The sequence below is a fragment of the Empedobacter stercoris genome, from assembly GCF_025244765.1.
Lineage (GTDB): Bacteria > Bacteroidota > Bacteroidia > Flavobacteriales > Weeksellaceae > Empedobacter > Empedobacter stercoris.
The window spans coordinates 984,750-998,483 of the sequence record NZ_CP104209.1; the positions used below are offsets into that span (position 1 = coordinate 984,750).

Below are 13,734 nucleotides of genomic sequence, written 5' to 3' on the forward strand. Positions count from 1 at the left end.
AAATTCAACAAAAACATTTTTCGTAATTTTGCAAAATGGAAAGTCAAAAAAATAATCCATTACACGGAAAACGATTAGACGATATTATCGAAGAATTAATCATTTATTATGGTGGATGGGAAGGTTTAGGTAATCAAATAAACATCAAATGTTTTAATGATAATCCGAGTTTAAAATCTTCTTTAAAATTTCTTCGAAAAACAGATTGGGCACGAAAAAAAGTAGAAGAATTGTACATCAAAAAAATTGCAAAATAATGAGTGCAACTATTCTTGAAGAGAAAATTTTTATTGATACTGAACTTTTAACAAATATAGAAGAAGAAAGTCAAGTCATTATACATTGTTGTATGAATGCTGACGAATATGCAAATGCAGCTCGGATTTGGCCATCTACTTTTATAATTGATAATCAATCAGGAAAACGTTGTCAATTGGTTTTTGCAGACGGAATTACAATGTATCCAAATTGGACATATATCGAAGAAAAATCTTCTTTAAATTTTACTTTAATCTTTAATGGTTTACCAAAAAGTTGTCGATCGTTTGATCTTGTCGAAATTATCCCTCAAGCTGGAGGGTTTGAATACCGAAAAATAAATCGAAATAAAAGCGATGTTTATCACGTCGAATTTTCAGAATAAACTAAAAATGCGTTTCAAATGAAACGCATTTTTTAATCATATAAACTGTATTTTTTATTGAATTACTCCAATATCATTTCGGTAATATTCGTAATCAAAATGTACTTTCTTGATGTTTTCATAAGCTGTTTCTCGTGCTTGTTCTAACGTATCTCCTAAACCAACAACATTAATTACACGTCCGCCAGAAGTCACAATTTGATCTTCTGACAACTTGGCTCCTGCAATAAAATTAGGACAAGTTACATTTTGTAAACCACGAATCTCAAAACCTTTGTCATAATTCCCTGGGTATCCGCCCGAAACCATCACTACACAACATGCATGTTGATTTTTGAAATTCAAGTCAAAGTCTTCACCTTTAATTGCTTTGTTAACCACATCAAATAAATCATTTTCTAATAAAGGTAAAGTTGTTTGCGTTTCTGGATCGCCCATTCTTAGGTTATATTCTAACAAATAAACACCTTTTGTTGTAATCATCAATCCAAAGAAAATTACTCCGGCGAACTCTAATCCTTCTTTGATCAAACCACATTTAGTTGGTTCCATAATTTCTTCTTCGAACATTTTGAAATGCTCGTCCGTAAACAATGGATTTGGAGCAATAACGCCCATTCCACCAGTGTTTAAACCAGTTTCTCCTTCACCAATTTTTTTGTGGTCTTTTGCTGATACAAACGGAACGATTTTCTTTCCATTGAAAAAAGATAAAATAGACGCTTCAAAACCTTCTAAATATTCTTCGATTACCACTTCATTTCCTGCATCTCCAAAGGTTTTATCTTCCATAATATCTAAGACAGCTTGTTTAGCTTCATCGAAATCTTGACAGATAATAACACCTTTTCCTGCAGCTAGACCAGAAGCTTTTACAACAATTGGATATTCTTGTTCTTTTAAATAATCAATCGCCAACATTGGTCCTTGAAAATTTTTATATTTCGCAGTTTTCACACCATATTGATCCATAAAATCTTTCGCAAAAGCTTTAGAAGCTTCTAATTGAGCGGCATCTTTATGTGGTCCAAAAACATTTAAATTTTCTTTCTGAAAAATATCAACAATTCCTTCCGATAATTCTGCTTCTGGACCTACAAAAGTTAAATCGATTTGATTTTCCTTTGCAAAATCCTTCATCTCTTCAATCGAAGAAACTGAAACATTCGTACCTATTTGCGCCGTACCTGCGTTTCCTGGAATAAAGAACAATTCTAATTCTTGTCCTTTTCGTTTGAAATCCTCAGCAAATTTCCACCCAATTGCGTGCTCGCGACCACCAGAACCGATGATTAATATTTTTGTGTTCATTTGTTTTATTTTTAAATGAAAAGTGAATAATAATAAACGAAAATTCTATTCTCGATACATTTTCTACGAAAACACTCGAATTGACGAATTTTCAAATTAGTACATTAACTGATTATCAATTAATGCATAAAATGTCTCATTCCTGTAAATACCATTGGGATGTTTTTCTCATTACAAGCATCAATTGACTCTTGATCTTTGATTGATCCACCTGGTTGAATAATCGCTTTGATTCCGTTTTCAGCAGCAAAATCAGCTACATCACGGAAAGGGAAAAAGGCATCAGAAGCTAAAACTAAATCTTCTTCCACTTTTTCTTTCGCACGAGAAATTGCTTGCTGAGCCGCCCAAATACGATTCGTTTGACCACCTCCAATACCGTAAGCTTGACCATTCGTTGCAACAACAATTGCATTCGATTTTACCCATTTTACAATTTTTTGAGCAAAAACTAAATCTGTCATTTGACGATCTGTAGGTTGCACATCTGTTACCACTTTAAGATCTGTTGAAAATTGGTTATCTGTCGATTGAACAATTAAACCTCCATCAACTTTTACGTAAGTTACTTTATCCGAAACTGGATTTTTAACTTTGATGATGCGTACATTTTTCTTTTGTTTGAAAATCTCTAAAGCCTCTTCTGTAAATGAAGGTGCGATAACTATTTCTAAGAAAATTTTGTTTAATTCAACCGCAGTTTTACCATCAACTTCTTTGTTAAAAGCGATGATTCCACCAAAAATTGACATTGGATCACATTCGTATGCTTTTTCGTAAGCTTCTAACAGATTCTCTCCGATTGCTACACCACAAGGCGTTGAGTGCTTAACGGCGCAACATGTTGTTTCTTCAAATTCTGAAACCACTTTGTAAGCTAAATCCATATCACGAATATTATTGAAAGAAAGTTCTTTTCCTTGTAAATATTCGAAATCTTTCATTGCCCCATTTTTCGTTTTATCAACGTAATAGGCTGCTTTTTGATGTGGGTTTTCACCATAACGTAAATCCATTACCTTTTCATAAGAAGACTCTAAAAATTGAGGAAAGTCTTCACCTAAAATGTACGTAGAAATCGCTGCATCATAAGCAGAAGTTAAGTTGAACACTTTACCAGCACATAATTTACGTGTTTCTACAGAAGTAGAACCATTCTCACGAATCTCATTCATCACCACTTCATAATCGTTTACATCTGTTACAACTGTTACGTCATAGAAATTCTTTGCTGATGATCGCAACATAGATGGTCCTCCTATGTCAATAAATTCGATCATTTCTGCTTCGGAAAGACCTGTGTTCATCTTCTCGAAGAATGGATATAAGTTTACAATTACGATATCAATTGGATTAATTCCGTGCTCTGCAATTGTTGCCATATGATTTTCATCTGAACGACGAGCCATTATACCTCCGTGAATAGCAGGATGCAAAGACTTTACACGACCATCTAAAATTTCTGGAAAACCTGTCACATCTTTTACTTCTGTCACTTCGATTCCATTGTCTTGTAAATGTTTGTACGTTCCTCCTGTTGATAAAATTTTGTAATCTTGCTCAACCAAGAATTTTGCAAATTCTAACAAGTTCGACTTGTCCGAAACACTGATTAGCGCCTGTTTTTGCATTTTGTTTTAGTTTTTAAAGTTTATTGTTTGTTTATTATTTCGGGAAAAATAAAATACCTCAATGCAGAACACATTGAGGTATTTTTCTATTTATGCTTCACTAATTTGCTTAATTGCTTTGATGTAGATTTCACTTTCTACTTCAGCCACTTTTCGTTGCAAATCTGCTATTTCATCATTTTCTTCGATTTCAAAAGTTCCTTGACATATGATTTGCCCTTCGTCTACTCCAGCCGTTACATAATGCACTGTTGCTCCCGAAGTTTTTTCACCAGCTTCTAAAACTGCTTTGTGAACTTTTGCGCCATACATTCCTTTACCTCCAAATTTTGGTAACAATGCCGGATGTATATTTATCATTTTAGCACCCCATTTCTCTGTAAATTCTGAAGATAAAATGGTTAAAAAACCTGCCAAAACAATTAGATCAATATCTTCTCCTTCTAAGTTATGTTCGGCATCTTCCGAAAAAGTTTTTCGGTCTAAAACATACGTTCGGATATTTTTATCCAACGATCGTTCAATTGCATAACAGTCGCGGTCTGCCATCACCATCGAAATCTCGACATTTGGTAAGGTTCCGTCTTCAACTGCATCAATAATATTTTGAAGATTTGTTCCGCCTCCGGAAACAAATACAGCTATTTTCATGTTTGTTTGTAAGTAATCTTGTTTGTTTTGCAAAGATAAGATTTTAGTTGAAGGAAGTTGTAAAATATAACTTGATTTTAATCTATATTATAATGATATTTACGATACAAATAGATATAAAAAAGGCTACTTCATATTGAAATAGCCTTTGAAATATTTTTTAGTGAGTTGCTGATCCGTCTACTCCGTGAGCATGTCCATGAGACAATTCTTCTTCTGTTGCTGGACGAACGTTTAAAATTTCTACTTCAAATTCTAAAGTCTTTCCTGCCATTGGAGGATTTAAATCTGCAATTACTGCTTCTTCAGTAACTTCAGTAACAGTTGCACGGAATTGATTTCCTGCATCATCTGTTAATGGTAATAAAGCACCAACTGGTGGTAATCCAGACTCTTTGAACATATCTAAAGGTAACTGAGCAACAGCTTCTTCTACTCTTTGTCCATACCCTTCTTCTGGAGAAATTACAAAAGATTTTTTATCACCTGCTGATAATCCTTTTAATTCTTCTTCAAATTTTGGAATCATCATCCCAGCTCCAACTAAAAAAGCCAAAGGTTCTTTTGCATTTGATTGTTCTACAAATACTTTTTCACCATTCGCTTCGATGGTATGCAATGAGTAGTTAACAGCTACTACGTGGTTGTTTTCTATTGTCATAAATTTAAAATTATGGATGCTTTCTATACAAAAAGCGTTCATTTTTTATTGCTATCTATTTAGCAATAATTATTCCTTTGGGTAATATGACCAATTCTGTCAGTTATTTATCCTTTTTAAACTGACATCATCATATTTAATCAATAAAAAGTAATGCTTTCTTGATATCTTCGTACCCTATTTCGCCATTGTAATAGTCATAAATAGGTTTTAAAATTTTATTTTCTTCAAATTCGATTTCACTGTACGCCATTCTAACTTTATCTAAAATTTTGTCAGAAGGTTTGAATTTTGAGTAATCCAAATCTGGTTCGATTTCTTTTATTTTACCAATATGATCAACAATTGCGGATGACGTTAAACCTCTTTTTTCAGCAATTTGATCTAACGATAAACCTTCTTTTACATATTCTAACGTGATTTCGTATGTTGATTTCTTTTGACCTTTTTCTTTGGTCTTATTTTTTTCGATATTTTTTGCAATTTGCTTTTTATCTAATGTTCCGCCTGAATATCGAATAAAAGCTGCCCAAGAATTTTGTAATTCTTTTTCATCTAAAAACGAATCAATTTCATTCGATAAAACCTGAAAACGTCTGTCAGCCTTCATGGCTAACGAGTCAATTTCTAATGCTGTTTGATTAAGTCCGTGCAACATCAACGAATTTAGATCGCGTAAACGAGATAATGCCACATATCCTTGACCTTTCTCAAAAGCTTTTGATAAATCAATAAAAGCCGAATCTAATGTCATTCCTTGCGATTTGTGAATGGTAATTGCCCAAGCTAATCTTAACGGAACCTGAGTAAATGAAGCCAATGCTTTTCCACTTTCGTCTTCAATAGCCCATGTTTCAGGCTTTGCTATATAAAATTCTCCATCCAATGTTTTGATGATTGGTTCATCTTTTTCTGTATATCCGGATACATTTCCAAGTGTTCCGTTTACAAAACCAACTTCAAAATTATTACGAACAAACATTACTTTTGCACCAATTTTAAGCTCTAAAACTTCGTCTGCTAAAACTGATTTTTTCAACACCTCGACTAAAGCAGGATTTCCTGCCACTTTAGCTTCAAATACTTTTGAAGAAGAATCGATACTAATCAATTGACCTTTATTAATTCGATCAACATCCATATTGTGGGTATACAAACGCGTTTGCGAATCGATTTCATCAGGAAAATATTCGATCCGAGATTCTAATAAATCAACCGTTTTTTGTGTAATATGTCCCGAACGAATTTCATTCAAAATATCATTCAACGCATTATTTGTTTGACGATATTGTTCTGTTAAATAACAAATATGTACTTTAGATTGCACCCAAGCATCTGACATAAAACAGAATTTATCCTTCGATTCTTCCCACTCTTCGCCAATTGGAGGTAACTGGAAAAAATCTCCCGAAAAAATGACTTGTACACCTCCAAAAGGTTCGTCGTTTTGTTTAAAAAATTTCAATACATAATCTACTGCATCTAACTGATTTCTATGTAACATTGAGATTTCATCTATAATCAAGACTTTTACTTTGTCCATTTTATCGCGAAAATATTTTTTATCACGAAGTGAAGCTAAATATCGATCCGAAACATAATCTTTTATCCCAATTCCTGCCCACGAATGTATCGTTTGACCATTCATATGCGTAGCTGCAATTCCTGTAGAAGCCGTTATAGCAACTGGAACACCATGTTGTTTAAGATAAGTAATATATTGATTTAACACATAAGTTTTTCCGGCACCTGCAGAACCTGTTAAAAATACATTTCGACCAGATTTTAGAATTGCCAAAGCCTTTGATTGTTGCATAACTTATGAGTGAATTTGGAGTTTTTTGAATGAAATACAAAGATAGGAATCTTATAAAGAATATGTTTAATTTTGCCTTATATTTATATTCTAATAACTTTTACACTATAAACCTAATTAATGAAATACTTTTATACTATTTTTTTCTTGTTGTTAATATCTTTATCTTTTCAAATAAAAGCCCAATGCTTTGAGTGTATAAAAACATATGGAGGTTTTGGAGATGACTATATAAAAGCTTTAGAAGTAACTAATAATGGTTTTGCTTCGATAACTACAGATAATTATAGCTCTCTCAAATATTATGATAATAATTGTAATTTAATTTGGGAAAAAATGTATAATGCTACATTTCCATATACAGAACTTCATCCTAGAACTATTAGAGCGGATAAAAATAATAATTTATATGTTTTTGAATACAATTTTGTCCATGCCTATGAAGGTAAAAATATAACAAAATTTGATCAAACAGGAAAACAGTTATGGGAAATTATTTTTGCTAACAGAAATGGTTCTGACCATCCTTTATCAGGATTTTGGAATGCATATTTAGTAGATTATGAAGTTCTTAACAATAAACTTTATATTATTGGCTATTTCACTAATGTATTAATTTTCAACGACAATATTATTTATGACTTTAGAAATACAGACAATCATACAAATAGAAACTTCTTTATAAGCGAATTTGATTTAGATGGTAACTATCAAAACACTAAAATTATATCTAGAGGAAATGGTGGTGTAACTTATAATGATGCTGTAATAGATAATGATGAGAATTTGTATTTATTAAGAAATAATAATTCAAATATTGTTATTGAAAAGTATAATAAACAACTAGATTTAATCTACTCAAAAAAAATTAGTGAAGCAGACCGTGAAAATAATATAGAAATTTTCTCACCTGACAGAATGTTTTATTCAACTAAGTTTAATAAAATAATCATTTTTGCACAGAATACTCGTAATACTAACATTGGAAATGAAACTATCATATACAATGATAGTAATTATTCTAATCGAAATGTTTTAATAGGGATTAATCCTAACAATGGAGAAGTTATTAACTACAAAAAAATAGACTTCATTCCAAACGGAACGAGATATTATGGAAATCAAGATTTGAATCCTATGAATTATTATTTTGATTATACCGAAAAAGATGATCACTCATACATAATTACAAATTTTAATAAAGAAATAAATATTAATGGTAATGTTATAAAACCTAAAATATCTAAAGAATACGAATACACAACTTCTGAAGATCAAATTAATTATGATACAAATATCATTTCATTTAAAATTAACCCTGAAAATTTTGACTTAACACCTTTATTATATACTAATAAAGGTTCTCAAGAAATTCATTTGAGTCGAGAATATGGAAAATTTATTAGAGTTATTGATAAAGATAATATTTTAATTAGTGGGGAGTTTCAATCATTAAATTTTCAAGTTAATGGAATTCATATCCCTAATAAAAGTGGTAATCTAAATCGAGATTATTTCATTTACAAATATAATCTGAACAACAAACCAAATAATATTTCTATAAACATTGACAATTCTTGCTTTGGAGAAGAAACTAAATTTACAATAGAAGGTGATTTTGAATCTGTTAAATGGGATTTTGGAGATGGTAATTCTTCTACTGATAAAAATCCAGTACATACATATACTAAACTAGGAAAATACATAGTTAAGACAACCGTAACATGTAAGGGAGAAACTAGAGAATTTACAAATGAGGTTAACATTCAATCCCCTCTAAAACTTGAAGTATTACATGATATTATTGTTTGTGAAAATAATGCTGGAGAAGGTATAGGAACTTTTGATACAAGTGATATACCTAAACTTTTAACAAATAATCAAACTAATTATACTTTAATATATTATGATACAAATGGTAATGAGATAAATAATTTTATTTCTAAAACATATCAGAATAAAAATCCATTTCAAGAAAAAATAATTGTGAAAGGATATTTTAATGAGAATATCAATTGCGTTAGCGAAACGAGTTTTTTATTAAAAACTTCTTCAAAAAGTGATTTACCAATATTAAAACAAGATTTAAACTTTTGTATCAACGAAAATAAAACATTCAACGATATTTCAATAGATGGAGATAATCTTAAATTTTATAATTCAAGTAAAGAAAATATTAATCCTAATGATAAAATAACAACAGGTATATATTATGTAACCCAAACGGAAACTTCTAAATGCGAAAGTAATAAATTAGAATTAAATATTAATATTCAAGATACAAAAGCACCAATTGCTGAAAATATTCAATCTTTTTGTGTTGTAACTTTACCAACATTAAATTCAATTCAAATTGAGGGAGAAAATATTAATTGGTATGATTCTGAAACCTCAACTTCAAAGCTTGATAACACAACTTTTTTAGAAGATAATAAGACATATTATGCTTCTCAAACAATCAATAATTGTGAAAGTGTTTTAAGGACTCCTGTTAAAATTCAACTTAACACCTACACTCTACTTACTTCTAATCCTTTTCAAATTTGTAAAGAGGATAATTCTTTTGCTGGATATAGTTTATCAACTAAATCTGGAGAAATAGCCCAATTATTAGGAAATATTAACCCTAACTCTGTTCTTTATTACGAAACTTTACAAGATGCTCAGAATAATGTTAATATTTTAAGTTCAACATACATTAATCGTACAAATAAAATTGAAATTTATGCAACTTCTATTTCTACGAATGCATGTAAAACATTTGTAAAAATACCTTTAGAAGAAAGTATTTATCCAACATTAGATATTCTTGATAACTATTTCAAATGTAAAAATGAAACCTATACAATTACGTTAAATGAAACCTACGACGAAATAATTTGGAGTGATGGACAAATAGGTCAATCTGCTTCATTTACAAATCCTGGAAAATATAAAGTTACTGTTACAAATGGTTATTGTTCTGTTACAAAAGAGTTCGAAATTATAAATTACGATAATCGTAACATCGAGTATAAGTACGACGGAAAACAAGTACATTTTACTATTCTAAATGATCTTTACACACAAATAGGCTTAGATGGAATAAATTATTCACCAAGTACTTCTTTCACATTAGAACAAGGAGAACATACTTTTTATTTCAAATCTTCAAATGATTGTATTGAAATTAGAAAAATCTATTTATATAAAGACTTACCAAGTATTCTGACTCCAAATGGTGATGGGAAAAATGATATTTGGGATTTATCATATATTAATGATTTGATTAATGTAAAAATTTTCAATCGATTCGGTAGAACTATATTTGAAGCTACAAAAGATAATCAACCAATAAAATGGGATGGAAAATATCAATTAAGAAATCTACCAACAGATACGTATTGGTACATTATTGATTTAGAAAATGGAAAGAAAATACAAGGATCAATTTTAATAAAAAATAAATAAAATAAAAAACCGGATAAGAACTAACTTATCCGGCTTTTTAAACTATTTAATCTACTATTTCAATATAATTTTGTCCGCACCTTCTTGAATTTCTCCAATAATAGCACTTCCATCAATAATATTCAATACTTTTTCAGCGTCAGTTTGGTCAACGATGACAACCATTCCGACACCCATATTAAATGTTCCAAACATTTCGTCTTCTGCAATATTTCCGCGTTTCGCTAATTCTTGCATTACTGTTGGTACATTTATTTTTGCTTTTTCTATTACAGCAGTCAATCCGTCATTTATAATACGAGGAACATTCTCGATTAATCCACCTCCTGTAATATGAGCAATTCCAGACATTTCGATACCTGCATCTTTGATTTTAAAAATATCGTTTTGATATAATTTTGTTGGAACTAATAATGTTTCGAACAAAGGTTTACCTTCAAATTCTTCGTTAAAATCTGGGAAAATTCTGCGAACCAATGAGAATCCATTCGAATGAAAACCACTTGATGGTAAAGCGATAATAGCTTGTCCAGCTTTTATTTTAGAACCATCAATAATTTCGTCGCGCTCTACTACTCCAACACAAAATCCTGCAACATCATAGTCACCAACTTGGTACATTCCTGGCATTTCTGCTGTTTCTCCACCAATTAATGCTGTTCCTGTTTCCTTACACGCTTGTGCAATTCCACCTACAATTTCTGCTGCGATATCAGAATCTAATTTTCCACAAGCTAAATAATCTAAGAAAAATAATGGTTTAGCCCCATGACACAAAATATCATTTGCACACATTGCGAAACAATCAATACCAACTGTATCGTAAACTTTAGAATCTAAAGCTACGCGTAGTTTAGTTCCTACACCATCAGTTCCTGACACCAAAACAGGATTTTTATATCCTCCTAATTGGTAAAAAGCTCCAAAACTTCCAATTCCATTCAACACGTTTGAATTGTGTGTTGCTGCAACTGCATCTTTAATTTTCGATACCGTTTGATAACCTTCTTCCTTATCTACTCCGGCTTGTTTATATGTATTGCTCATTTTTTTGCTGTATTAGTGTAAAATGTAACAAGTATTAAGTACATTTTATTTTTGACTTTTTACAATTATAATTAATCGATATGCAAAGGATTAACCTCTTTACACTCTTCATTTGTATAATTTACCGGATATTTTTCTGTAAAACATCCAAAACAATGTTCTTTACTTCCTAATAAATCAATTAGATTATCAACTGTTAAGAAATCCAACGAATCTACATTCAAATATTCTTCAACCTCTTTAATTGATTTGTTTCCCGAAATTAAATCTGCTTTAGAAGGCATATCAATTCCTAAATAACAAGGAGCAATAATTGGAGGCGAAGCAGAACGGAAATGAATTTCTTTTGCTCCAGCTTCTTTTAAGATTTTGATTAAAAGTTTTGAAGTCGTTCCACGTACAATCGAATCATCTAAAACAACCAATCGTTTTCCTTTGATTTTTTCTTTAATTGGATTCAATTTTAAGTTGACCACTCGTTCGCGCATTTCTTGCGAAGGAACGATAAACGAACGCGACATATATCGATTCTTAATCAAAATTGGCTCATAAGGAATGCCTGATGCTTCTGAATATCCAATCGCAGAGGGAATTCCAGAATCTGGAACACCAATCACAATATCTGCATCAATTGGAGATTGTTCGTATAATTTCCGCCCAGATTCTACACGTAAATCATAGATTTCTTTTCCTTCCATATTCGAGTCAGGACGTGCGAAATAAATGTACTCAAATGCACAAATATTACGATGTTTTGGTTGCTTTAATGAATATGATTTCAATCCCTCTTCATTGATTACAATCAATTCTCCAGGTTCTACATCACGAATAAATTCAGCTCCAACAGCATCTAAAGCACATGTCTCAGAACAAACTATATAAGCATCATCTAATTTACCTAAACACAATGGTCGAATTCCGTTAGGATCTCGGAAAGCTGCCATTTGATTATTCGTTAATAATAAAACCGAATAAGCTCCTTTTACTTTCTCTGTTCCTTTCTGAATGGCTTCTACAAGATCTAAATGCGAATATTTTTGGATAGAACGTAATAAAACCTCAGTGTCCGAAGTGGCTAAAAATGGTAGACCTTCAGCTTCTAACTCTGCTCTTAATTCATCAACTTCAATTAAATTTCCGTTGTGAGCAAGCGAAAAGTGAGGTTTTCCATAGATATTGTATGTGTACAGTGGCTGAATATTACGGCGACTTCCACCACCAGCTGTTGTATAACGTGTATGTCCAATTGCTGCGTTTCCTTGGTAATCATCAATTTCTGCTTCGATCAACTTGAAAACATCCAACACCAATCCTGATCTTTTAACCGTTTTGATATTTCCATCTTTCAAAAAAGAAACTCCACACCCCTCTTGTCCACGGTGCTGAAGTGCGAATAAACCAAACTGTGCGATAGAATAGGTGTTGATATTGTTGGGAGAATAAACGCCAAAAATACCACATTCTTCGTTCACGCTATCCACCGTATCAGCTGCATATTTTTTAAGTAAATTTCGTTCATAGAAATTTGTTAAATACTCAGCTTTCAACTGGCTTTTATGTAATTTTTTATCAATCATTTTGAATGAAAAAATGATTATTTTAAAACTTCTAATAAACGATTATAAACTTCGTGATAAGCTTCTGAAACATCACCTAAATCACGACGAAAACGATCTTTGTCTAATTTCTTACCTGTTTCTACATCCCACAAACGACATGTATCAGGAGAAATTTCGTCTGCTAAAATAATGTTACCATCAACATCTTTACCAAATTCGATTTTGAAATCTGCTAAAATTAATCCTGCTTTCAAGAATAATTCTTTCAAAGCTTCGTTGATTACATCAGTTTGAGCGTACATTTCTTTCAACTCATCATACGTAGCAGCTCCTAATAAAACCGCGTGATGATCGTTGATTAATGGATCTCCTAATTCATCTTTTTTGTAACAGATATCGAAGATTGTAACAGGAGATTTTCCTCCTTCCTCTAATCCTAAACGTTGAGCCATAGACCCAGCAACATAGTTGCGAACAACCATTTCAATTGGGATAATAGATACTTTTTTTACCAATTGCTCACGATCATTCAACTGCTCAATAAAGTGAGTTTTCACTCCTTTCTCTATCAAATAGTTGAAAATTAAAGTCGAAATTTTGTTATTCATTTCGCCTTTATCCTCAACAGTTCCACGCTTTTGAGCATTAAATGCTGTTGCGTCATCTTTGTAATAAACAATTACTTTGTCTGCTTCCTCTGTTGAGTAAACTTGTTTTGCTTTCCCTTCGTAAATGAAGTCTTTTTTTGTTAAGCTCATCGTTGTTTGTTGTTAAAACGTTTTTGTTTTTTTTGTTTTGTTTGAAATGAAAAAGTCCACTTCGTGTTTGTTTGTCTGTTTGAAATTTAACTTGTTCAGGGTTAAATTTCGGAATAATTTCGATTGGTTCAGGATCGAAATTGATATTTGTTTGTTGTTTGTTTTTTTCTTTTAGTATTAGATGTTAGATATTAGTATTTAGATATT

The 13,734-nt window shown here is 31.4% G+C and carries 11 protein-coding genes; 3 read left to right on the plus strand and 8 right to left on the minus strand.

Translation table 11 applies throughout. The features are described 5' to 3' along the window. Window positions 1-35: 35 nt before the first annotated feature. Together NZD85_RS04635 and NZD85_RS04640 are read left to right on the plus strand one after the other, a co-directional pair. Window positions 36-257 carry a VF530 family protein gene (locus NZD85_RS04635; RefSeq protein WP_171621992.1) on the plus strand — a complete coding sequence of 74 codons (222 nt, stop codon included), beginning with the start codon at window positions 36-38 and terminating at the stop codon, window positions 255-257. After that, entirely contained in the window at window positions 257-643 is a 387-nt protein-coding gene (locus NZD85_RS04640; RefSeq protein WP_171621993.1) for a hypothetical protein, read from the plus strand. Before NZD85_RS04635 ends, NZD85_RS04640 begins: the two co-directional genes overlap by 1 nt. Window positions 644-697: 54 nt before the next feature. Here the strand turns inward: NZD85_RS04640 and purD are convergent, their stop codons facing one another. From purD to NZD85_RS04665, 5 genes are all read right to left on the minus strand, one after another. Further along, complete coding sequence (purD, locus tag NZD85_RS04645) at window positions 698-1,954, minus strand: phosphoribosylamine--glycine ligase (RefSeq protein ID WP_260543780.1); 1,257 nt, start codon at window positions 1,952-1,954, stop codon at window positions 698-700. 119 nt (window positions 1,955-2,073) lie between these two features. Further along, on the minus strand, window positions 2,074-3,585 hold the full coding sequence (purH, locus tag NZD85_RS04650) for a bifunctional phosphoribosylaminoimidazolecarboxamide formyltransferase/IMP cyclohydrolase (protein WP_260543782.1): 1,512 nt from the start codon (window positions 3,583-3,585) through the stop codon (window positions 2,074-2,076). 90 nt (window positions 3,586-3,675) lie between these two features. Continuing rightward, entirely contained in the window at window positions 3,676-4,236 is a 561-nt protein-coding gene (purN, locus tag NZD85_RS04655) for a phosphoribosylglycinamide formyltransferase (RefSeq protein WP_225541714.1), read from the minus strand. A 160-nt stretch (window positions 4,237-4,396) separates the two neighbouring features. Then, the gene (locus tag NZD85_RS04660) at window positions 4,397-4,897 is read right to left on the minus strand and encodes an FKBP-type peptidyl-prolyl cis-trans isomerase (RefSeq protein WP_171621997.1); all 501 of its coding nucleotides are present in this window, start codon (window positions 4,895-4,897) and stop codon (window positions 4,397-4,399) included. A 136-nt stretch (window positions 4,898-5,033) separates the two neighbouring features. Continuing rightward, window positions 5,034-6,713, minus strand: coding sequence for an AAA family ATPase (locus NZD85_RS04665; protein ID WP_260543787.1), 1,680 nt, complete (start codon window positions 6,711-6,713; stop codon window positions 5,034-5,036). Between the two features lie 120 nt (window positions 6,714-6,833). Between NZD85_RS04665 and NZD85_RS14680 the strand changes: the two genes are divergently transcribed. Next, entirely contained in the window at window positions 6,834-10,163 is a 3,330-nt protein-coding gene (locus tag NZD85_RS14680) for a T9SS type B sorting domain-containing protein (protein ID WP_317619462.1), read from the plus strand. Between the two features lie 54 nt (window positions 10,164-10,217). Here the strand turns inward: NZD85_RS14680 and purM are convergent, their stop codons facing one another. From purM to purC, 3 genes are all read right to left on the minus strand, one after another. Then, window positions 10,218-11,210 carry a phosphoribosylformylglycinamidine cyclo-ligase gene (gene purM / locus NZD85_RS04680; protein ID WP_225539301.1) on the minus strand — a complete coding sequence of 331 codons (993 nt, stop codon included), beginning with the start codon at window positions 11,208-11,210 and terminating at the stop codon, window positions 10,218-10,220. Between the two features lie 71 nt (window positions 11,211-11,281). Then, on the minus strand, window positions 11,282-12,787 hold the full coding sequence (gene purF / locus NZD85_RS04685; protein ID WP_171622001.1) for an amidophosphoribosyltransferase: 1,506 nt from the start codon (window positions 12,785-12,787) through the stop codon (window positions 11,282-11,284). A gap of 17 nt (window positions 12,788-12,804) precedes the next feature. Continuing rightward, window positions 12,805-13,527 carry a phosphoribosylaminoimidazolesuccinocarboxamide synthase gene (gene purC / locus NZD85_RS04690; RefSeq protein ID WP_171622002.1) on the minus strand — a complete coding sequence of 241 codons (723 nt, stop codon included), beginning with the start codon at window positions 13,525-13,527 and terminating at the stop codon, window positions 12,805-12,807. Window positions 13,528-13,734 lie beyond the last annotated feature (207 nt).